The 21,161-nt window shown below is 57.1% G+C and carries 15 protein-coding genes and 2 pseudogenes; 11 read left to right on the top strand and 6 right to left on the bottom strand.

Going from position 1 to position 21,161, the window contains the following annotated elements:
- Positions 1-36: 36 nt before the first annotated feature.
- On the bottom strand, positions 37-180 hold the full coding sequence (locus M729_RS1000000138475; RefSeq protein WP_156949318.1) for a hypothetical protein: 144 nt from the start codon (positions 178-180) through the stop codon (positions 37-39).
- Positions 181-560: 380 nt separating this feature from the next.
- On the opposite strand from M729_RS1000000138475, the gene ectB (M729_RS0121090) reads away from it, so the two are divergent.
- Complete coding sequence (gene ectB / locus M729_RS0121090; RefSeq protein WP_027162745.1) at positions 561-1,817, top strand: diaminobutyrate--2-oxoglutarate transaminase; 1,257 nt, start codon at positions 561-563, stop codon at positions 1,815-1,817.
- Entirely contained in the window at positions 1,810-2,649 is an 840-nt protein-coding gene (locus tag M729_RS0121085) for a hypothetical protein (protein ID WP_027162744.1), read from the top strand. Before ectB (M729_RS0121090) ends, M729_RS0121085 begins: the two co-directional genes overlap by 8 nt.
- Before the next feature lie 431 nt (positions 2,650-3,080).
- Here M729_RS0121085 and M729_RS1000000137475 read toward each other — a convergent pair.
- Positions 3,081-3,272, bottom strand: a pseudogene (locus M729_RS1000000137475) (helix-turn-helix transcriptional regulator); the annotation flags it as partial.
- A 751-nt stretch (positions 3,273-4,023) separates the two neighbouring features.
- Here M729_RS1000000137475 and M729_RS0121080 point away from each other — a divergent pair.
- Together M729_RS0121080 and M729_RS0121075 are read left to right on the top strand one after the other, a co-directional pair.
- Positions 4,024-4,953: a 2-oxoglutarate and iron-dependent oxygenase domain-containing protein gene (locus M729_RS0121080; RefSeq protein ID WP_027162743.1), complete on the top strand. Its 930-nt coding sequence runs from the start codon at positions 4,024-4,026 to the stop codon at positions 4,951-4,953.
- A 294-nt stretch (positions 4,954-5,247) separates the two neighbouring features.
- On the top strand, positions 5,248-5,661 hold the full coding sequence (locus tag M729_RS0121075; RefSeq protein ID WP_027162742.1) for a DUF2267 domain-containing protein: 414 nt from the start codon (positions 5,248-5,250) through the stop codon (positions 5,659-5,661).
- Between the two features lie 760 nt (positions 5,662-6,421).
- On the opposite strand, the gene M729_RS0121065 is transcribed toward M729_RS0121075, so the two are convergent.
- Both M729_RS0121065 and M729_RS1000000138470 read right to left on the bottom strand, forming a co-directional pair.
- Positions 6,422-8,098 (bottom strand): GMC family oxidoreductase N-terminal domain-containing protein, encoded by a 1,677-nt coding sequence (locus M729_RS0121065; RefSeq protein WP_027162741.1) that lies wholly within the window; start codon positions 8,096-8,098, stop codon positions 6,422-6,424.
- Between the two features lie 612 nt (positions 8,099-8,710).
- Positions 8,711-8,971 carry a hypothetical protein gene (locus tag M729_RS1000000138470; protein ID WP_156949317.1) on the bottom strand — a complete coding sequence of 87 codons (261 nt, stop codon included), beginning with the start codon at positions 8,969-8,971 and terminating at the stop codon, positions 8,711-8,713.
- 376 nt (positions 8,972-9,347) lie between these two features.
- Here M729_RS1000000138470 and M729_RS0121055 point away from each other — a divergent pair, with 376 nt between their 5' ends.
- The gene (locus M729_RS0121055) at positions 9,348-10,571 is read left to right on the top strand and encodes an FAD-binding oxidoreductase (RefSeq protein ID WP_348626673.1); all 1,224 of its coding nucleotides are present in this window, start codon (positions 9,348-9,350) and stop codon (positions 10,569-10,571) included.
- 583 nt (positions 10,572-11,154) lie between these two features.
- On the opposite strand, the gene ectB (M729_RS0121050) is transcribed toward M729_RS0121055, so the two are convergent.
- Positions 11,155-12,480 carry a diaminobutyrate--2-oxoglutarate transaminase gene (gene ectB / locus M729_RS0121050; protein ID WP_050596310.1) on the bottom strand — a complete coding sequence of 442 codons (1,326 nt, stop codon included), beginning with the start codon at positions 12,478-12,480 and terminating at the stop codon, positions 11,155-11,157.
- Positions 12,481-12,866: 386 nt separating this feature from the next.
- Here ectB (M729_RS0121050) and M729_RS1000000137465 point away from each other — a divergent pair, with 386 nt between their 5' ends.
- The 5 genes and pseudogenes from M729_RS1000000137465 to M729_RS0121025 all read left to right on the top strand — a co-directional run bounded on the left by M729_RS1000000137465 (position 12,867) and on the right by M729_RS0121025 (position 16,354).
- A complete protein-coding gene (locus M729_RS1000000137465; protein WP_084652683.1) occupies positions 12,867-13,331 on the top strand; it encodes a gamma-glutamyl-gamma-aminobutyrate hydrolase family protein in 465 nt (154 codons plus the stop codon).
- Positions 13,332-13,735: 404 nt separating this feature from the next.
- Positions 13,736-14,128: a transposase gene (locus tag M729_RS0121045; RefSeq protein WP_027162737.1), complete on the top strand. Its 393-nt coding sequence runs from the start codon at positions 13,736-13,738 to the stop codon at positions 14,126-14,128.
- Between the two features lie 48 nt (positions 14,129-14,176).
- On the top strand, positions 14,177-14,371 hold the full coding sequence (tnpB, locus tag M729_RS1000000137460) for an IS66 family insertion sequence element accessory protein TnpB (RefSeq protein WP_027162736.1): 195 nt from the start codon (positions 14,177-14,179) through the stop codon (positions 14,369-14,371).
- A 12-nt stretch (positions 14,372-14,383) separates the two neighbouring features.
- Positions 14,384-15,264, top strand: a pseudogene (locus tag M729_RS01000000135490) (IS66 family transposase zinc-finger binding domain-containing protein); the annotation flags it as partial.
- A gap of 346 nt (positions 15,265-15,610) precedes the next feature.
- Positions 15,611-16,354, top strand: coding sequence for a class I SAM-dependent methyltransferase (locus M729_RS0121025; protein ID WP_032809022.1), 744 nt, complete (start codon positions 15,611-15,613; stop codon positions 16,352-16,354).
- A 632-nt stretch (positions 16,355-16,986) separates the two neighbouring features.
- On the opposite strand, the gene M729_RS0121020 is transcribed toward M729_RS0121025, so the two are convergent.
- Positions 16,987-18,633 (bottom strand): MFS transporter, encoded by a 1,647-nt coding sequence (locus tag M729_RS0121020; RefSeq protein ID WP_027162732.1) that lies wholly within the window; start codon positions 18,631-18,633, stop codon positions 16,987-16,989.
- Positions 18,634-20,754: 2,121 nt separating this feature from the next.
- On the opposite strand from M729_RS0121020, the gene M729_RS0121005 reads away from it, so the two are divergent.
- Positions 20,755-21,161, top strand: a 407-nt coding sequence (locus tag M729_RS0121005; RefSeq protein ID WP_027162729.1) for an electron transfer flavoprotein subunit beta/FixA family protein, incomplete at its 3' end; no start/stop codon positions are given.

The following is a 21,161-nucleotide window of genomic DNA, read 5'->3' as shown; positions in this document are numbered from 1 at the left end:
TTGGACGGCTGCAGCGGCAGCCAGGCATGCCTTCACTCAGGCACCCGCCTGGCGCGGACCGTCGATCAGTTCCGTGCCGAAGCAGTCGGCCGGGCCTTTGTGGTCCTCGCCACCACTAATTGCGTTCTTCTGTTCGGGCGTCCGCTCTGTCATGCGGGCGTTTGCGTGGGCACAGATCATGGTCGCCACTCCTCTGTCAGCATGAGGTCAACGGCGCACCAACCACCAACCGCTATGCCTTCCCCTTCCGGGATAGCAAAGCGTATCTTCCGGAAGGCCACCGGCTTGATGCTGCAAGACCCTCGCCATGACGTGATACCAGCAGGTTCGTTTCCAGGAATCTTGGGCCAGAGAATTCCCTGATTTATTCGCGTCGGCGTCAACCGGAATGGCCAGCCTCTGTGGAGGTCTGCCTCATACCGGAGCCGACTTGAGGGAGTTCTCGCACGGCAAATGCGTCAACTACCAGATGCCGTAGTTTCGGCGTTCAGCCGAAAACCTTAGACAAGATCGCATCAACCCACTCTCCCATTGACGCTCGCTTAGATCAGGGACTCATCATGAATGCCGACGCTTTCGAAACGTATGAATCTAACGTTCGTCGTTATTGCCGGTCCTTTCCGGCAGTATTCACGAAAGCTCTCGGGGCGACAATCTGGGATGAGTCCGGTAAGCCTCATATCGATTTTATTGTCGGGTCTGGCGCACTTAACTACGGACACAACAACCCCGCTATCATTGCCCCAGCAATAGAATATATGGTCGGTGATAACATTCTTCTGTCGCTTGACATGTCTACGGCGGCAAAGCGTGACTTCATTGAAGCGTTTGTCGAATCGATCTTGGTGCCCAGGGGCCTTTCGTACAAGATACAGTTTCCTGGGCCGACCGGCACAAATGCCAACGAAGCGGCACTGGCCCTGGCGCGAAAATATACCGGTCGCTCGAGTGTCATGGCGTTCACAAACTCATACCACGGCATGTCGCTTGGCTCGCTGGCGGTGTCCGGCTCGGCGTCTACGAGAGAGCTGGGAGGCGTCGCACGCCACGACGTGATCCGTGTCCCTTATGACGGCTATGCAAACCAAGCTTTCGATTCTGCGAGTTACATCGACTGCGTTTTGAGCGATCCGGGAAGCGGCATAGAAAAACCTGCTGCAATCATTTTGGAGCCTATCCAGGCAGAAGGAGGCATGAACACCGCATCCGCAGCTTGGCTCACAGAAATTCAGCGCATCTGCCGCAAGCACGGCATTGTTTTCATTGTTGATGACATTCAGGCAGGATCGGGTCGGACCGGTGATTTCTTCTCGTTCGAGTTCGCAAAAATCGAACCTGATATAGTGACTCTTTCCAAGTCCTTAAGCGGTTCAGGTAGTCCGTTGTCCATTGTTCTGATTAGACCCGATCTGGACGTATGGAAACCCGGAGAACATAGCGGGACTTTCAGAGGCAACAATTTCGCCTTCGTGACGGCAGGGGCCATGTGCAAAATGTGGTCGGACCTCGGGTTTACTGCTGGCGTTGAGGAGACAGCGGTCAAGCTGCAAGCGCACCTTGACCGCCTTGTCGCCAAGTTTCCCAAGTCTATTGAACAAAAGCGCGGCCGCGGTCTGATGGCCGGCCTCAAGTGCAGCTCTTCGGCCGCTGTGAGCCGTGTACACGATGTCGCGTTCGAAAACGGTCTGCTTATCGAATCTTCAGGGCCAGATCGCGACGTCATCAAAATTCTCCCGCCGATAACCATCACCGATGACGAGCTCGATCATGGCATCGCCGTGCTTGATCAAGCACTACAGGAGCAAGACAATGTCTAGTCAGATACCTCAACCGCCGGCCATCTCCCCAGTTTCTGTCAGAGAACGCACCGGCTCCATCAGCACTGCTGACATCATCTCAGTCATGAAGGGTGAGACCACCGCTCTGCACATGAAGCAAGCTTTCAGCACTGAAGTCGCCGAGGAGATCACCGCCAACTTCAGTGGCAGCACCGGTCTCAAGGAGCGAAAAGATGGAGTGCCCGGACAATATGTCGGCGCATCGCACTACAGGAAGGACGCAGCCAAGTATTTCGCAGAGGCCAAAAATGCGCGACCGTACGTGGAGGCCCTGTTTAAGAATTTGGTTGACCCGGTCCGGGCAATATTCGACGCGTTGAAGCGCGAGCTTGACAACCAAGGCATTGAATTGCGACTGGCCCGTTCAGAACACGGTCAGGCCAATGTTTGCCGTGCCATTAGCTGGTCCGGCAGCGGCACATTTTCCTTGGACCCCCACGACGATGTCGCTCAAGTCCTGCGTGCTGGGGACGGTTATGAGCTTTCTTCGGTTGCGCAAAACACTGTCGCAGCACTCAACTTCTATCCCAGCATGCCCGAGGAAGGCGGCAATCTGAGGCTTTGGAGCCATAAACCGACAGTCGCGGACCGAGTAGCCCAAGGTGTGGAGACCACTGGCTATCCCTATTCAGCAGCCTATCTCAAGGGCGTCCCATCTCGCGAATTTGATCTTAAAGCGGGAGATATCGCCCTGATCGATGGCGGCTTCGTTCACGGGGTCACCGGTCAATCAGGTAACGGAAAGCCACGCCTGGTGCTAAACTGCTTCTTCGGCTTTGCGCGACCGGATCTTGTTGTCTGGTGGACCTAACAAGGGAGGACTAACCACCGCCGACGAACATCCGTGCGGAACGCGGAGGCCCCTTCAGGCACAGCCTCGGTTATCCAAAGACCGACACGTGGCGCTTGAATGATGCTCGCCGCCGACACAATTTGCATTAGGGTCTCGCATGCACTGCCTGCGGAGGCCGCGAACCACAGGCTGTTGGTGCTCGATGTTTCGGAAGTCGGGTGCTCGCAGCGGCCTTTTCCGGAGCACAGCCAAGAGGCATCGCGACGGCAAAGGCAGAAGCACCGCATGAGGAGAGGGACCAGCGCTGTTTTTTCGCAGATCGATGCGCATCTGGCCGCGTCAGGTGTGCAATGGACCTGCTCTCGGTCAAGAAAACTCGCCAAGGCTCCGCAACCAAGCCGTCCGTGCGGAAATTATGATTCGCTCCAGACATATCAATACGAGTTGTCCTAGAATTCTATCAGTCCAGATTTAATAGCCTTTATGGCGGCTGTAGTTCTGCTGCAAGCATCTAGCTTTCTCATCACATTCTTGATGTGGAAGTTAACCGTATTTGGGGAGATTCCCAGGATCTGTCCGATTTCCCAAGAGGATTTTCCTCTCGCGGTCCATAGAATGCACTCCTTCTCTCTTACCGAAAGTGCTTCTGTGTTCTCTGCGTCGCCAATCCGTCGGTCTTCCACAATCACTGCTCCGCAACCCTCGCAGGATGTTATCACTGGGTACGAAACTGCTGGAGTAAGGCTGAGGTACTTTGTGCCTTCCTGGGCAGCTCTGACCGGCACAGCTTTAGCACCAGGTCGCGATTGAGTAAGTTATGTTTTTCGTAAACTTGTATCTCCTTGATGTTACACGAGCGCAACATTGACAACTGCGGGTAACATGTGGAGTTTAATGGAATGTTCAGTGTGGAATTGGCACGGGAAGCAATCAGCCCAAAAGTGGGTTGGACAACCAGCAGCGTCATACTGGATTGCGTGAGGAGCTTGCCGGCACGAACCGAGCGCGTGTAACTCTGGTGGGAGATCAGGCCTGGCCTGTCGGTCCCGTGGTCGGCAATGCGCGCCGTAGTTCAGAATTGTCGCCGCCCCGGCGTGGCTCAATGTCCCTCCCGCTTTGTTCAATTTTGCGGCGCGCCGGTCGGGCGAGTCCGGCCGATATCCGTAGTTCGAGCAACTTTCGTCGATCGTCCACAGGGAAAGTCTGGCAGCGCCGCCGCAATAGTGAATGAAAGAAGTTCTCAGAAATATTAAACGAAGGTGAACAAAAAATCGTATTGGTTTACCAGTTCTTATCTCTACCGCTCCAAGGCCGTGCTAAACAGTACTGGTCAGGGTGGGCTCTAGGTTGTCCATGAACCTCAAAGGGCCAAAGCATAAGGGATGAACGATCATGAAGGCGCTACCACTAATTTCACTGGCGAAACTGGGAACGGGTAAAACGCAACGTGAAGAGCAACGGCGCCTCGAAATGGCCTGCGAGGAGTACGGGTTCTTCTACCTTGTCCAGCATGGCATCCCGAAGGAACAGATCGCCAAAGCCATCGAGGCATCCCGGCGGTTCTTCGCGTTGCCACAGGCAGTGAAGGAACGCTTCGGTCACGCCGCTCAAAGGATTTACCCCACCAACGCCCGTGGATACAGTCCACTGCACGGAGAAATCCTACATCCCGACTCCGGCCGCGATTCGAAGGAAGTGTTTGATCTCGGAATAGACAACGAGGGCGACCGCCGTCCGTTTGGCGGGAGCACGCTGCTTCCGGATGAGACCCTGGCTCCTGCATTCGCGCGAAGTCTGCTTGCCTTGCAGACTACCGTTCTCCGCCACGTCGTGCCGCAGCTCGGAACCGCACTTGCTGATGTGATCGGCATGGAACAGGGTTGGTTCCAACGATATTTCAGCCCGCCGACGCTCGAGCAACGCGTAATTCGATATCCATCTCGCGGCGGCACGTGCGCCAAGCACACCGATGGTGGTTTCTTCACGCTGCTGCTGCAGGAGGAACTCCCCACCCGGTCGTTGCAGGTGTGGCTGAGCGGACGCTGGATGCCAGTGCCGAGCCTGCCCGACAGTCTCGTAGTCAATTTGGGCGATATGCTTCAGGCTTTGAGCGACGACCGCTTCAAGAGTACGCCGCACCAGGTCGCGCACAATGGTCTGACCGACAGAATTTCGCTCCCCTTCTTTATTTATCCAGACATCGAGGCGCGCCTGACTTCGCAGGAAGGGCGGCATACCTTTAGCGTCGCGGAAATGATGCTGCGCAATTACGAGTCAGTCGAAACCGGGAATGGCGCCGGACGTGCGCGAGAATTGCAGTAAGTGTCCGTCCTTCTCAGGCACACCAAGCTCTTGACGACGGCGGGCGATGCGCCTGGAGAACTCTCCTGAATGCAAGATTGTAGGGCGGCTGTGCGTCTCGGGATCCGCCTCGGTCCCGAGACAACCGCCTTCAGGAACTTGCATCCGCTGCGCACGGCAGTCGCTTTGCCCGCGTTCCTCGAAGTGCTTAGCCCATGACGAGTTCGGTCTCGGGTTCAACACCGACGCGAAGAATTTGGCCTTATGACGGGTCATCTGATCTGAGAAACTGCGGGACAGGAAGGTAGATTTTCGTTGTGCCACGATCTCAATCACGCGTCGCAAGCAACCCAGAATTGGGTCAGCGATTTGGCATGGAGACTTCGTTGGCATGATCGCGAGCGGGTTTTTCGAGCCTTGATTGCGACGCTGCACGCGTTGCGGGACTGCTTGCGCCACGACGAGGCCGTGTACATGGGTGCGCAGCTGCCAGCTTTACTACGCGGCTTTTACTACGAGGGTTGGCACCCCCGCCGCCGTGCCATCGCCAGAAACCGGAATTCTTTTCTCGATCGCATCCACGACGGCGTTCACCGGGACCCGGCGGCGGATCCGGAAGAGATCGCTCGCTCGGTCATAGGCCAATTGGCGGACCGTTTGTCTGCAGCAGAGATCGAACTGGCCAAGGCAGCCACTCCAAGAGCGCTGCATGACCTTTGGCCAGTGTGAGAGACGTTTGCCCCGCGAGCGTACACACGAAGGCTCGGGCCCAAGAAAGGCGCGCGTGACGTCGGAGCGGGTTGGTTGCCGCCCGGGCATTACGAACGCAAGCTTGTGACGCGAGGAGGGGCCACACACCTTGGAGTTTCGCACGTTCGGGCGGGCCGGTTCTCGGCGGAGTTGTCTGAACACAACACTACCAGCGCTCGGAAAAGGCATCGGTATCTGCGTCGGTGGAGATGTAAGTGTGAGGTCTCTGGACCCGCGAGGCGAAGGATCACGGAGGAGCTGCGCGGCTTGCTTCCCCCAAACATGTGCATGAAAATAGGTCAGCGCCGTTTCCATCGCCTCCGCTCAGCCATAGAGCGCCGAATAATCGACGCCCGCCCGCAGCAGCCCCTTGGCAGCACGCTGTTCCGCTGTTCCTCAATGAGGACGACACCTGCTTCGGGACGCAGTGTTAGCGAGGTTGGGGACATAATTTGTTCGGCAGCGCCTGCTCTTGGCCCATTGCCACCGCATCGCACGTGGCGCCGGGCCTCAGCATCATCGTGTCCCGGTCGAGCTCGATGATCTGAGAGATCCGCACCCCGTTTGCGCGGCATAAACAGCAGAGTGTGATCTCTCTGTCCAAGACATGTGCTGTGATCCGGAGAGGTGAGGATCGCCTCAATATCGGGCCTTGTGACAAACTGAAGCTGTTGCTTGTCGGCAACGTGCGGCTACTCCGCCTAAGCCGGACGTTGTCCGCTAAGGACACACGTCTCCATTAACGCTCATTCAGTATGGCGTCAGAAAGTTTTTCGGCAACCATAATTGTGGGGATGTTCGTGTTTGCTCTAGGGCAGAATGGCATCACCGACGCATCGGCGACTCTTAAGCCCGACACTCGGTGAACGCGCCCGGACGGATCAGTAACACTTGTTTCCACAGCAGATCCCATTCGACAAGTTGAAGTTGGATGAAAGTTTCCAAAGACATTCTGGCGTATGAAGCGGTCAAGAAGCTCGTCGCTGCCGATGAGGTCTGATACGCCGTATCCATCGGTGACGACAGTTCTTATGAGACTTCGACGTAACCAAGAGGAACTATCCATGAGCACGGCGAAAACGGAAGTGAGTCCGAAATTTAGGCGATTGTACCTGCCAACCCGCTTTGCTCGCCCAGTCCAGGTAGAAGGAAATGGGTCAAGTGCGAGCGCGACCAGGGCCTTGTGCTCAAGCAGTCGTGCTACGAACCGAAACGCCTCCTTTAATCTCTCAGCATCCCGTCTGTCGCTCAACATATTGAAATTCACCTCCGGGTCGGTAGCGTGAGATGAATTCTTCAGCGAAACCGTTCCTGTGGAGTAGGCGCGGTTGACCCAAAAAGCCAAGGTTCCAAGGCGTGTGCCGATCGGATGCCAAGCGGATTTAGCGAGGGCTGAGATAGCCATATCGGTGGACGGGCAGCCCTCGTAACCTGACGAGTAGCGAGCATGCATCTGAATATAGCCGGTTGCATCAGGCGCCATGCGATCGTCGTGCCTCAAATAGGCCGAGATGGCGACCCCCGGGTGCTCTTGGAGGTTTTTCCCGACCCCGTTTATATCCGCGACAACCGGGATGCCGACGTTTAACAGCTGTTCCGCTGGGCCGATCCCGGATCTCATCAACAAGGCCGGCGTATGAATGGCGCCGGCACATAGGACGATCGTTGACGCGCTATAGGAGGACCGCCCGGCCTTACTCTCGGTCTCCACGCCAGTTATTTGGCGTCCTGAGGAGGTTAAACGTACCACCATGGTCTCGGAGAGGATCATCAGGTTGGGTCGAGCTCGGACGCTCTTGGACAAATATGCCATAGCAGTTGAGACGCGGCGGCGGTGGTGGTTCGTCAATGGAACAACCGAGTGACCATCTCCAAACTCGCCGTTAAAATCTGGCAGAAAAGGTATCCCGTTATCCGCGAATGCGATCGAGGCGGCGCGAATAAACCCGGACCATTCTGCTTTGACCACGCGTTTGATCGGCAGTGGGCCGTCGTCGCCATGAAATGCATCGTTGAAATCCAGATCGCTTTCAAGTCGGCGGAAATATGGCAGGACACCCATCCAATCCCATCCCGCCGCACCGCCGGACGCCCATTCGTCATAGTCCGCGGGGCCTCCCCGATTAGCTACTTGGGCGTTAATGCTGGAGCCCCCACCCATGACCCGCGCTTGCTCATAGTGTGTACGCCTGCTGGGATCCTTCTCCACCATGGTCGCGTTGAGCGACGGCCACTGATAGCGAGGATTGTAGTAGGCCCTCGTCGGGTTGCCATCGAGGATATCATCAGGGACGGCATCAGGGCAAAAATCAGGACCAGCCTCGATGAGCAGGACCCGACTCCCATTGGCCGATAGCCTGTTCGCCATGACGCATCCGGAAGAGCCACCACCTACAATTATATAGTCGTATAACAAGGCAGTCCTCCGCTTTCTTCTGTAGCCCGCACAAGGCGTCCGGTAAGGAGCCAATGCGCGGGTTCAGTGACTTCGTGCGATCGACAAGACAACTGGTGACGTGCAAGGCCGAGCGGGTAGGTCATGCAGGCGCTAATCCGCGCTTCAGACCGAGAGTTCGTTCAAAGGCAGTAGACGGCACACGCGCTTCCGAGGACCTCTACTGAGCTGCGTGCAAGTCAAATCCGGCCGCAATCGCATCGGCCGGAAAGAGTCCATGATGATTCCGACCAATTTCCTCCCAAAGCTTGTTCCTCGAAATTTGATCGCTATTTCCTGCCGCGTTTTCCGACTCCATGTCACCCAAGCTTGGCAACCTGTTTAGATAAAACCAATATAGCTAATATCGGCGTCATCCACGGGGTGTTAGTCTCAGTACTGGCCCATGCCGAATCCGCCCGCCTCCGCACAAATCCGGCACAACGTCACTAAGGGTGCCGAAAGCTCGCTCAAAACGGGCGACGCCATAACCGACGCGACATATACTGCGTCTTAAGGCTAAAATCCCCCACGTATGCTGGTAGGTATCACCACACGAGCGGAAGCTAGCTTCTGGGTGCGAGACATAAATGTTCAAAATTTCTTCATGAAAAGTCTTTTGCCTGCGTGGTAATAATTGACGTTCAGTACGTGTGGGATGAACGAGAAGCCAAGAATCGTATGCGCGAGCATGCTGCCACCGAGATTGCGGCTGGTAAGCACCGCTTTTAGCTCGGTCTCGAGTATCCAGTTGAGACCGGAAACCCCGGTAGTTGGAGCAGCTTGGGGCGTCAGACACTCTCTTGTGATGACCTGATCCCATCCTGGGAAAAGGCAGGATGATTGAGGTTTCACCAGGAATGCTCAAACTCACACTCCAATGACTAGCAGCATGTGGATCCCACATTGGGGTGACAAATAGTTAAAGGATTAGTCATAATTCTTTATAAAATCTTTGCGCAAGCAGAGCGCTGAGAATGGTAGCTTCGCCGTGAGGCTGAATTCATCCGTAAATTGAAACCCGACGCTATTTACCCTCATGCGTAGAACTTGTCCGAGAGGTGCAATCATAGCGGACTTCTTCCGATCAAGATCGCCGGTCGTCAGAGCCATTCAAACTTGTGCAAGCGAGATTTGTTGAAGATCTCGTTATTCGCGATCGCGGGCGGAAAGAATGCTGAATCATCGACGGTCTCATGGGCTCTGGGAGCGGACGGCGCCGCCACCCCCTGTGACGGAGAAGCTGGCAAGCGACCTCATCGCTGACGTTGCGATCGTCGGTGCCGGCTACACCGGGTTGTCCACTGCGCTGCACCTTGCTGAGCGCGGCCTGGACACTGTCGTGATCGAGGCAGCCGAGATTGGTTTTGGCGCCTCCGGGCGGAGCACCGGATTGGTAAATGCCGGACTTTGGGTGATGCCATCGGCGCTCAAGGAGACGCTCGGTCCGGTCTATGGTGGTCGCTTGCTTGATTTGCTACGCGATTCACCGCGCACCGTATTCGAGATCGTCGACAAACACAACTTGCCGTGCGAGCTGAAGCGTGCCGGCACGATCCACTGCGGAGCCGGTAAGAAGGGCATTGCCGAGATCACGGAGCGAGCCCGCCAATGGCAGGCGCTCGAGGCTCCGGTGCACATCCTCAATGCCGGGCAGACCCGTGCAAAGACAGGCACATCAGCCTTCCGCGCAAGCCTCCTCGACCTGCGTGCCGGGACCATCCAGCCACTCGCCTATGTGCGCGGCCTTGCTAGCGCGGCCATTGCTGCCGGCGCCATCGTGTTCACCGCTTCCCCGGTCGAGTATATAGCGCGCGAGGCGGGCGTCTGGCGGCTCGCAACTCAAGGAGGAAGCGTCCGGGCCAAATGGGCGGTTGTTTCAACCAATACCTACACCTCCGGGATTCTCCCCGCACTACGAGGCGAGCAATTGGTGCTGCCCGTCTTCCATGTCGCGACTGCGCCGCTGAGCCAAAGCATTCGCCGCACCATCCTACCGGAGGGGCACGGCGCGTGGGACACCCGCACCGTGCTGACCGCCTTTCGAACAGACGATGCCGGCCGCCTTATAGTCGGCAGCATCGGAGCGCTCCGCGGCACCGGAACCGTGATCCATCGCAATTGGGCTCGGCGCCGTATTCGGGCGCTCTTTCCGCAGATCGATGACCTTGAGCTAGAGCATGAGTGGTGTGGGCGGATCGGCATGACGGCCGACCATCTGCCGCGCCTTCATGTCCCAGCGGAAAACATGATCGCGCTGACGGGTTTCAACGGACGAGGCATCGCGCCGGGCACGGTGTTCGGCCGCGAGCTCGCCCGCCATGTGAGTGGCGAGCTGCCGCTCGACGCAATGTTCCTGCCGGTGTCTCTGACACAGCAAGCGCCCTTCCGGGCCACGAGAGAGGGATACTATGAGCTCGGCGCGCAGATCGCGCATCTGCCGCCGGCACGCTAACCCGGCGGCGGCGCGCACAAGTCTGCCGCTCCCCTCGCGGAATCACCGCATATGTCGCACCATATTCAGAAGACTTGAGGACAACGCAGTCGGTGTGACAGCCCTGCGTCTTCGGCATTCTCGAAGATCCCACAACATTAACGTGCGATCCCCGGATCCGTGGCGCTGTGGAAATGAAACGGTTAAGCGACGTTGGCCCCTCAACGTCTCCTCTCCAAGACGGTCACGTTCTCGGCTTCAATCAGTAGATCAAAGTTTTTCTGAGCGAGAAACTGGCTGCCGATCTAGACTAAATAGACCGCATTTCGCTTACAAGGGCCTGGGTGACGCAGCTTATTGCGCCCGAGCTGCGACAACTCGCCGACAAAGTGGAATGGGACGCAGGACTCGATAGCCGCTATATGAAATCGTTTCTTTTGACCCGTTCAGCCAGGTCTGTTTTGGTGTCCCGCGCCGGTCCGTCCCTGCGGAGCAGCTTCTGCATGGTCGACCATCGCCGACGACAGCTGGCGGCAGCATGTCGTGGCGACGGTCCCGCTCCGGCGTACAATAGCTAGACTCTCCGGGAATGCGGAGCGTACCGTCAGCCTTTCGACATGCTGTCCTGCACCGCGCTGATGCTATCCCGAAGGATTGATAGACCACGGCGCAAGTCAGCCTCTTCAATAGTAAGAGCTACAAGGAATTTCAGAACCTCATTCTGCCCGCCACAGGTCTCGATCACCAAGCCGCGGCGAAGAGCTTCCCGCGAGATTCGCACAGGTAATGAGGTGTGCTTTTGAAATACGAGCCCGTACATCAGTCCGCGGCCCCGTACATTTAGACCGAGATTGGGAAAATTGTCTGCGATCAATTTAAGTTCTTCTAATAGAATGGCAGACTTGCGTCCGATTTGTTCCTGGAACTTGGAATCGGTCCAGTAAGTCTCAAGAGCAGCACGAGCAGCGATGAAAGCAAGATTGTTGCCCCTAAATGTACCGCTGTGCGCGCCAGGCGACCAAACATCCAGTTCAGGCTTCAGAAGAACGAGGGACATCGGCGTGCCGATCGCCGACAACGACTTCGACAGAGTGACGATGTCCGGCACGATTTCAGCCGCTTCAAAACTGAAAAAACTTCCAGTGCGACCGACGCCGGCCTGGATATCGTCGATGATCATTAAGATTTCATGCCGCTTTGTTAGATCACGCAGTCGCTGCAGCCATTGAAAGCTGGCGGGATAGATCCCCCCCTCACCTTGGACTGTTTCCAAAATGACCGCGGCGGGCTTATCCAGGCCACTGCTGGGCTCATTGAGCAGCTTCTCGAAATAATCGAGTGTGTCAACGGACGGGCCGAGATAGCCATCGTAAGGCAAAGATGTGACGTGCGCCAGCGGGTAACCTGCGGCACTCCGGTACTTTTTGTTTCCGGTTGCCGCCAACGATCCAGCGCTGACACCGTGGAACGAATTAGCAAAGGCGACGATGTTTGACTTGCCGGTCACTATCCGAGCTAGCTTCAGTGCCGCCTCAACGGCGTTCGTACCTGTGGGACCAGTAAACTGGAGTTTATAATTCAGACCACGTGGCTTCAGAATGTACCGCTCGAAAGCCTCGATGAATGCCTTCTTGGCGCTAGTGGCGAGGTCGATCCCGTGCACAATTCCATCCCGCTCGATGTAGTCAAGCACCGGTTTCTTGAAAGCCGGGTTATTGTGCCCGTAATTGAGAGCGCCTGACCCGGCGAAAAAGTCTAGATATTCACAACCGTCTGCAGCTATAAGGCTGCTGCTGACCGCGCGGTCGAATAGGATCGGAAACGACCGGATGTAGCCCCGCACCTCGGATTCCAGACGCTCAAAAATCGCGATGCTGGCGTCGCCCGAAGGCGCGAAGTTCTTGTCCAAAGCGGCATTATTCCTGTTCATATTGAATTCCTTCGGATGAGAGTCTGATGCGTGCATGGCGTTCAGGCTTGGAGTCGCCAGCAATTCAGAGAACTATCATCTCCCAAAATGAGCGTCCGTCGCATTAAAGATCTACGAATTTTCATAACATGGTCGCTGGTCGTTGCAGGTGAGGCGGGATATTGGATGAGCCGCAGCGTTGAGGCGGGATCGGAGAGACGTACAGTAGGTGCCCTTGAGGCGCGTTTACCTGTCTGGGATAAGATCATACACATCCGACGGTCCAGGGACTTGTCCCAGCGCGCGACGAGTTCGAATTCGCACTTCAGCGTTGAATCGTTCTATGCCTATTCTTGGTATCTGTCGCGGAATGCAGCTTCTAAACGTTGTAGCCGGCGGTACGATTTATCCCCGTCACCCTTGACGAAGTTGCAAATGCGCTCGACCATCGGGACGGAACACCTTTACATAAAACGGTTCACGAGGTTCAAATTGATCGAGATTCGCTCCTGTGGCGGTCCTGTGGTGGGCGGCATTGGTTATTCCCGGTGAACAGTATGCATTACCAGGCCATCAAACAACTGGCCCCTCAGTTCGTGATTTCCGCACGTGCCAATGACGGAGCGGTCGAGGCGATTGAGGCACTCGGCCGGCCTTTCGTCATCGGCGTACAGTGGCACCCAGAATGGATGTACGTGAGTGAACCGGCCGACGCCCGACCAGCCGACCGTCCGCAAACGCAATGCAGATTTGCAGAACCACTGGGGGCACGAAGCGGCGGAACCATGCGAAGCCATCTGCGCGACCGTCGGCCGGCGATCAAATGCGGTTCCGGTGGTGAGTTGGACATGAAGTATCGCTTCACAAGTTGACGGCTGGCTCGGTAAGCACCCTTGCTCAACAATACGGTCCTCCGAGACTCATGCCGACTGGGCATCGGGTTGGTACCGCGGCGCGAGGCGGCCTCTTTCTCAGGCCGATTGCCGACGCGATAGGACTCCAACAGTATTTGTCCAGACCTGATCGAACGTTCTAAATGTCATCCTCTTTGACCGCGCCTAGAGGACGGCTCCGTCTCATCGGCACCTGTTGCAGCCGCTCGTTTCCGCGGGTGAGATGGTTTCCTCGGCGCCATGGCATTGATCAATAGCATGGGAGGGCTGACCAGCTAGCCACGCATCCGGCAACCCAACTCCGCGCATGTACCCGGTGACGGCCGCCTTGCTGAGGTAGGCTGAAGGCTGCGACTCCTAGTGCAAGCACTAGGAGTAGCCCTGTGACGAAGCATCAGATCGAAGTGATCACGTCGGTTGAGCGCCGGCGCTGGTCTCGGGAGGAGAAGGAGCGGTTGGTCGCGGCGACGTTTGAGGCTGAGGCCAATGTTTTCGAGATCGCGCGATCGGCCGGCATTCATGGAACCCAGCTTTTCCGGTGGCGCAAGGAGCTCTGCCAGGTCTCCGCGCCGTACATGCCGCAACTCGTTCCCATGGAAGTCGTCGAGGCGCTGCCAGCGCCGCAACCGCCTGCGCAGCCACCGCCGATCTCCCGACCGCGCAAGAAGAGCAGCATGGTGACGATCGAGCTTGGCGGCGCCCGCCGCCTGCGGGTCGAGAGTGATATCGATAGCGAGGCACTCGGCCGGATCCTGGATGTTCTGGAGCGGCGATGATCCCGGTTCCGAGCGGCGTAAAGGTGTGGCGGCACTGGCTACACGGACATGCGCAAGGGCTTCCCCGGCCTTGCATTGATGGTGCAGGACACCTTGAAGCGCGATCCGCACGCCGGTCACCTGTTCTGCTTCCGCGGGCGGCAGGGTGGCTTGGTCAAGGTGATCTGGCGGATGCCGCAAAAAAACCTGGCGTCCGAGCTCGGCGGGATGAGCAAAATCATTGGCATGGAGGAGCGAATATGATTCCATCGCGCCATGACCGATGCGGCCGATCAGCTTCCCGGTGACCTTGCCAGTGCGCACGCGACGATCCTCGCCGAGCGTGCCGACCCTCGTGAGGCGCAAGCGCTCGCCGCCCGCGCGCAAGCCGTGAACTCGCACTCGGATGCGCTGATCGCTCGGCCCAGGCTGGAAATCGAGAAGCTGAAGCGCGAGATCCATGGCAGCCGGTCCGAACGCAAGGCGCGGCTTCTCGAACAGATGGAGCTGCAGCTTGAGGAGTTGGAAGCCGACGCCAGCCATGACGAATTGGCGGCGAAACTGACGGCATGCCCCTCGACGGTCAGGGCGTTCGAGCGCAAGCGCCCGTCGCGCAAGCCTTTCCCCGACCATCTGCCGCGTGAGCGCGTGGTCATCGCCGGGCCGGCGAACTGCCCGTGTTGCGGTTCGGGCAAGCTGGCCAAGCTTGGCGAGGATGTTACCGAGACGCTGGAGGTGATCCCGCGCCAGTGGAAGGTGATCCAGACCGTGCGCGAGAAGTTCTCTTGCCGCCATGCGAGAAGATCGCACAGCCGCCGGCGCCCTTCCATGTGACGCCGCGCGGCTTTGCCGGGCCAAACCTTTTGGCGATGATCCTGTTCGAGAAGTTCGCCCAGTACCAGCCGCTGAACCGGCAGAGCGAGCGATGCCCGCGAAGGCATCGACCTCAGCCTGTCGACGCTGCGGACCAGGTCGGAGCCTGTGCCGGGGCGCTGAAGTCGCGCGATCGGCGGCAGGAACATCCTGAGCGCCATCTGGAGACCTTTAGCGGCATTCTACAGGCGGACGCCTATAGCGGCTACAATCCGCTCTTCAAGGCAGATCGTGGTCCTGGTCCGCTGACCCAGGCGCTGTGCGGGGCGCACAGCCAAAGAGAGTAGTTTTTATGGTGTCCGATTCAGCTCGATGGTTGGGAACGAGACAAAATGTGCCGTCGCAAACACACAGATCGGACGCGAGGACCGAAAGTGTTGAACCAAAATAATTTTCAGAATGGCATAGCGCTTGCGTTCTTAGCTGCGAAGTTCACCCAGGAACGAAGCCGCACAATCTCCACGCTGACAAGAGCCCGATCACTACGCTCGTTTAAGCAATTTTGCTGGGAGAAAAGGGGATTGGAACCTCTGTATCTAGTTAGATCGCAATGATTCGAGGCTGCGTTCAGGGGAGCGAAGGACTGCCGCAGAATTTATCAATAGTATCAGTAAAAAAGGAAAGACGAAGATGTTATCAGGTGAGTTCGCCTACGACAGGTTTGCTTCAGTCTATGATAAATATACGGATATGGTAGGTAAGGTGTCTGAGTCGGAGGAAACTTCCGCCTTCCTTGCGCGACTGTGCAGAGGCGGGAATGCTCTAGAACTTGGAATTGGCAGCGGGCGCGTGGCCGTACCTTTGACCGAGCGCGGCGTCACCGTGGAAGGCATAGATAACTCAGAAAATATGTTGAAACTTCTCGCGGACCGTACCGATCTGATCAAAGCTTGGAAGGGGAACATTGCCGGTTTCAGCTCGGAGCAATGCTACCGTCTCGTCTATTGTATTTATAACACATTCATGGTGCTTGTCACGCGCGAAGAGCAAATAGCTTGCCTCCAATCCGCCGCGGATGCGCTTGATGAGGAGGGAGTGTTGGTAGTAGAACTGCGTGTGCCAGCCTTCGACGGTTTTGTTAATGGCCAGAAAACGACCACTATGTTCGTGGACCATGAGAATACGTTCCTCAATGCGGAGATACACGACCCAATAACCCAGAACTTGATTCAAACTTTCCTTTGGTTTTCTGGTACATCGGTCAGGCGACTCCCAGAGCGGCTTCGTTACGTTTATCACCAAGAGCTCGATACAATGGCCGAACACGTCGGGCTGAAGCTGTCGGAGCGGTGGGGAGATTGGAAGAGAGGTGCTTTCACCGATGCTTCCAAACGTCATGTCTCGGTTTACCGTCGAAATCGACTGAAGCGTTGATCAACGGTTGGCAGACTGCGGAACTGGGATCAAGCTACTTTGACGCTGATCCGAAGCGTCGTTAAGGGCGCCATCTTCCGATATTTCTGGACCATGTCGCCGCGCGCTTGAGGCAACTTCTCCGTCGTCGGTCGGGTTGCGTTATTTCATGCCAATCCAAGCAGTGTGCTCCGATCAGAACTTCATTCGCACAGCGGGGCAGCCCGCCTTGATGGGAATCTCATCCAACGTCACGGTTTATCTAGCATTCCGTCATCAGCACTACACGCGCGGCTCGTGTGTGCTTTACAGCGGCCCACGCTCGAGCTACGCGAAACATTCGGACATCTGCAGGAATGTCTACCTGATGTCGTGGCCGCAGCTGACTACGCCGGTTCCCGGCGTGACCATCCGGCTCTGTCGCGCGGCATACTTCTGAGCAGGCGTTCGGCAATCGGCCCGCATCTTGGAGACCGGTGCGCGGACCGTTCACCCAGCAATCGGCATCTGCGCATCATCTGGTTGCAATTGGCCCCGATCGGTTTGCTTGTCTGTTCGGTGACCCGAAATGCGTCGATCGCCAGTCCGAAACGAGCGAGGCCACTTCAGCCGCGATCGCGGCCAGTGTTTATAACTGACCCAACCATCATGCATCACCTTGGAGGACGAGCAAAAATGGTCGACGCACGGCTGCGCGCTGCGTCAGTTGTCCGCTCGATCGAAAGCACTGTTCGTGGAGGATATTCTCCATGATGCAAAGCGACAAGGTGCTGGACCACTTCCTTGTCTGCTGCAGTGAGCCGATGATTGAGGCGAAGAAAGTCGGTCCAGGTTGGCGTGCGGAACGTCTCTGTCCAAAGTGAAGGCGTGTGGAGGTTGCGCTGGAGCGTCCAATTGCGTGCACCGGCACGGCTGAATGCATGTCGCTTTGCGCGCATGCGACCAAGAAAGGCGTCGATGTCCTTCTCAAATACCGAATAGTCCGTTCTGGCAACGATTGGGCCACTCCTGGGCTTCAAATCGAGTGCCAGCTCCGGTGCTCGAAATTCCGAACTTCCCTGATCGGAATCTTCCCACGGGCGTACCGGCAGAAGTATCCCCACCGCGGCAACCAACAACAGAGCGCATGCCGCCCCCAACAGCGCCCAGGTCAATGAGTAGTTCTGGGCAACGGCACCCCAGATCCAGCTACCGGCCGCGATACCGCCGTAAGTCAATGCGTAGTAGATCGAGAGCGTGCGACCGACAACCCATCTGGGGCTCGCCAACTGCACCCAGACGTCAGTGCCGGTCCAGGTGGTCAGCCAACCCGCGCCGCCGATCGCCATAAAGATCACTGCGACCACAACCGACGATGTCAGTGCCAGCGAAATGCAACATGCCGCGCAAGCGATCGAGGCGAACGTCATCAACGAATTCTGAGAGACAATCCGCCTCAAGAAGCCGTTGCTCATGCCGGCAATGAAGGCACCCATGCCGAAGCCGGCCAACAGAACGCCGTAAATGATCGGCCCGCTTGCCAGTTTGTCCCTCGCCACGAGAGGCAGGAGCGCGAGAATGGAAATGCTACCCATGCCGAAAAGGGCTGCTCGGGCGATTGCAGCCCTGATTTCCGAAGACAGCGCCGTAAAGCGCACTCCGTCGTGAATCGCCGTCACCATCCTCTCGCGCGGGAGGGGAGAAGAGCGGACATGCCATTTGGTTCTCCAAATTGCGATGGGAGGCGCCAGGTCACTCAAAGCTGCAAGGGCAAAAGCCGCAAACGGTCCAAAGAAGGCCAGGATCACTCCACCCAGAGCAGGGCCTATGCTGCGAACAATGTTGTATCCGACCGACATGAGCGTCACCGCAGCCGGAATGTCATGCTTGTCGAGAATATCGCCGACGGAAGCATGCCAAGCCGGATCATTCAACGCGAAGCCGCAGCCGGCTAGGAAACTCAGGCCAAGTATCAGCCAAGGATGGACAAATCCCACGCCGACACAAATTGTCAGCGCTATTGACGCCAATGCGATAAGGCATTGGCCGGCAAACATGACCCCCCGTCGACTGAAATTGTCAGCGATGGCTCCCGCCAGAATCGAAAGAAAGAACGCCGGCAATGTGGAGGCCGCCTGCACGAGCGCAACCATCAGATCGGAAGCGGAAATGGTGACCATTAGCCAACTGATAGCGACTGTCTGCACAAGCCATCCCAGGCTGGATATCTGTGTAGATATCCAGATCGAACGAAACACATGGTTGCGAAGCGGGGCGAGAGTCGTTGGAAGGATGGAACGATGAGAAGCTTCGTGCTGCATGACTTGTCTTACCTCCAGCGACGTGGCGCGTTCTCGTCTTCTCCACCCATCCTAAGACCATGCTTCGAAATCCCGAGTGAAGCCCGGGGAAAGGCGCTTGGAGCGGATGAATTGTTTCCAGGAGGTCACACTGACGGCGCTCGGTTGCGCTCACTTGGGCACAGTCATCGAAAATGTTATCAAGCGACACATCGCAGAGTTCGAATGGGACGATACTGACATTGAACGCTGCAGTGACAGCTTATGCGGGCGGGGCGTCTCAGGAATTCGGCGTTTTTCGCAAGTGCGCGCAGGTAATGAGCGCCGATGGCGACCCAGCCAATCCCTTCCGCAAACGGGCCTCCAGGTCTGCCGCGAATTAGAGGTTCTTATGTGCCGGGAACACTGACCGCTGGCCGCCGCGCGAGCCGAACGGGCCTAGCTTACCGGCGGACGGACCTGTGTAGAAACCCGCGCGATAACCGCCGCTTTTCTGCATAGTGGGGAGGAGGACGAAGATCTTGTGCGTGGGTAGCGAGGAATCGCCGAAATGGATCAACCAGATCTGCTACATTCACCAAGTGCGCCACCCGATGCACCGCTAGCGGTCGGCTCCTTATTGGACGAGCCGCTGGTGATCCAGACCTTTGGCAAAGGATTCGCGACTACGCCTCCTCCCAAGGCGCGCCGGCCCGGCAGCGAGCTTAGTCTCCTGCCGGGCGTCGGTGTCTTCGTAGGAGTAGCGGAGTCGCTCCTCCACCTGTGTCGGTCCGCCTCGGCGAGGTTACTTTGCTTTTGCCCCGGTGACTCGGCATTCCACCCCCTGGTGCCCGAACCGGCGCTCCCAACCTCACACAAAACGATCTCTATAAAACTGGCCGTTTATCGCCCTCAACTTCGAGAGTGAAGGAAGACGAAGTTTTTCTGCATCTGCGGAAAGGTTTTGCAGAACGCAGCCGATGAAGGCGCGCTATGGTGCCGGTTAAGCAGCTTAAGCTGCCCGTCGTCCGCTGCCGAGGAGAACCATGTGTCCAAAGTCAAACTCTTCAAGCCTGCCGAGATCGAGCGAAAGTATAACGACAGGGGTACGTCGTGGCACGAGTTTGTTAACGAGATAGACGGCGCACCTCTGGCTTCCGGCGTTACCTATCTTCGAGACTCTGACTTCGAGTGGACGCTATGGTATGACGAGATGATGATTTGTATTGATCCTGGGCAACTGCTAGAGGTGACGGTTGACCGTCGTGCATATTTTCTCGCAAGTGGCGAGTCGATATGGCTCCCTAAAGGGACCGTGGCGAAGTATAGGTCAGTCGGTCTTGCCCTAATGTACTACGCAATATCCCCGTCTGACTGGAGGAACGATACAAGGTATGCTCGGTACACTCAGTCCTAGTAAGCATACCACCACATAAATTCAGTTTGCGAGTGTTCGTGAGCCGTATAGGGTCGAACCCTCGATGCCCAGCTACGGGAAGGTGCCGTCGGATTGAGTTGGAGCTTCGGCCTGAGTAGCATCTCCTCACGCCGTTGTGGGCGCGGTTGTGATGCGCTGCTTTTTGCGCCGCTTGGATGGCTGGAGGCTCTGTCTCGCTTGCCCGCATGCTGACGCGCGATGCTGGGGCAAACCTCATTCAATCAGATGCGTCTTCGTCACTTTCACGATGGACTCGGCGCTCCATCGAGTACGTCGCGCAGTTATTCGGCGGCTAAGATCAAAATTCGCAGAATAGCGTCGGCCCACACCAGAACTTAGCACAATTCCTGCGAAGCTCGTGCCTTATTCTGTGTGGCCAGACTGTGGCCCGTTGTTCGGCATGCAACTGCGCCGACGCAGAAGCTTCTGCTGACCGAACTTTAAAGAGACCTAGCCCTGCTGCTGAGAATAGATCCAGCGAGGATAAACATGATCACGAACTCGCCTCTGCACCTCGTGAACCAAGTCGCGCTAATGAGATTGTCATTCCGGAGGGATCGCGAAAACGAGCCGTGCGTCATATCGCGGGAATCGACAAAGAAGATGTCGCGATCCAGAGCGAAATACTTTACCACCAGCACTGCTGACGGTTTGGCGGAAAACCTACATCGGCCCTGGCTCTAGTAGCGGTATGTTGCAGGACAGCACAATAAACGAGAGATGAAATGAAGGTACTTGTCGCAGTGAAGCGGGTTGTAGATGCGAACGTCAAGGTTCGCGTGAAGGCTGATGGTTCGGCGGTGGAGCTCGCCAACGTCAAGATGGCGATGAACCCGTTCGACGAGATCGCGGTTGAAGAAGCGATCCGGCTGAAGGAAGCNGGCAAGGCGGAAGAAATCATCGTCGTCTCGATCGGCCCGCAGCAGGCGCAGGAAACCCTGCGCACGGCGCTCGCCATGGGCGCCGACCGCGCCATCCTGGTCAAGACCGACGAACAGACCGAGCCGCTCGGCGTCGCCAAGGTGCTGAAGGGCGTCGTCGACGCCGAGCAGCCCGGCCTCGTCATCCTCGGCAAGCAGGCGATCGACGACGATTCCAACCAGACCGGCCAGATGCTGGCGGCACTGTTAGG

The sequence above is a fragment of the Mesorhizobium sp. WSM1293 genome (genome assembly GCF_000513875.1).
GTDB lineage: Bacteria > Pseudomonadota > Alphaproteobacteria > Rhizobiales > Rhizobiaceae > Mesorhizobium > Mesorhizobium ciceri.
This window is presented reverse-complemented; position numbering and strand designations above follow the sequence as displayed.

Bases quoted from the DNA above. Each gene is read 5' to 3' on its own strand.
- M729_RS1000000138475 (WP_156949318.1), bottom strand. From the start codon at position 180: ATGATCTGTGCCCACGCAAACGCCCGCATGACAGAGCGGACGCCCGAA.
- ectB (WP_027162745.1), top strand. From the start codon at position 561: ATGAATGCCGACGCTTTCGAAACGTATGAATCTAACGTTCGTCGTTAT.
- M729_RS0121085 (WP_027162744.1), top strand. From the start codon at position 1,810: ATGTCTAGTCAGATACCTCAACCGCCGGCCATCTCCCCAGTTTCTGTC.
- M729_RS0121080 (WP_027162743.1), top strand. From the start codon at position 4,024: ATGAAGGCGCTACCACTAATTTCACTGGCGAAACTGGGAACGGGTAAA.
- ectB (WP_050596310.1), bottom strand. From the start codon at position 12,480: ATGAACAGGAATAATGCCGCTTTGGACAAGAACTTCGCGCCTTCGGGC.
- tnpB (WP_027162736.1), top strand. From the start codon at position 14,177: ATGCGCAAGGGCTTCCCCGGCCTTGCATTGATGGTGCAGGACACCTTG.
- M729_RS0121025 (WP_032809022.1), top strand. From the start codon at position 15,611: ATGTTATCAGGTGAGTTCGCCTACGACAGGTTTGCTTCAGTCTATGAT.
- M729_RS0121020 (WP_027162732.1), bottom strand. From the start codon at position 18,633: ATGCAGCACGAAGCTTCTCATCGTTCCATCCTTCCAACGACTCTCGCC.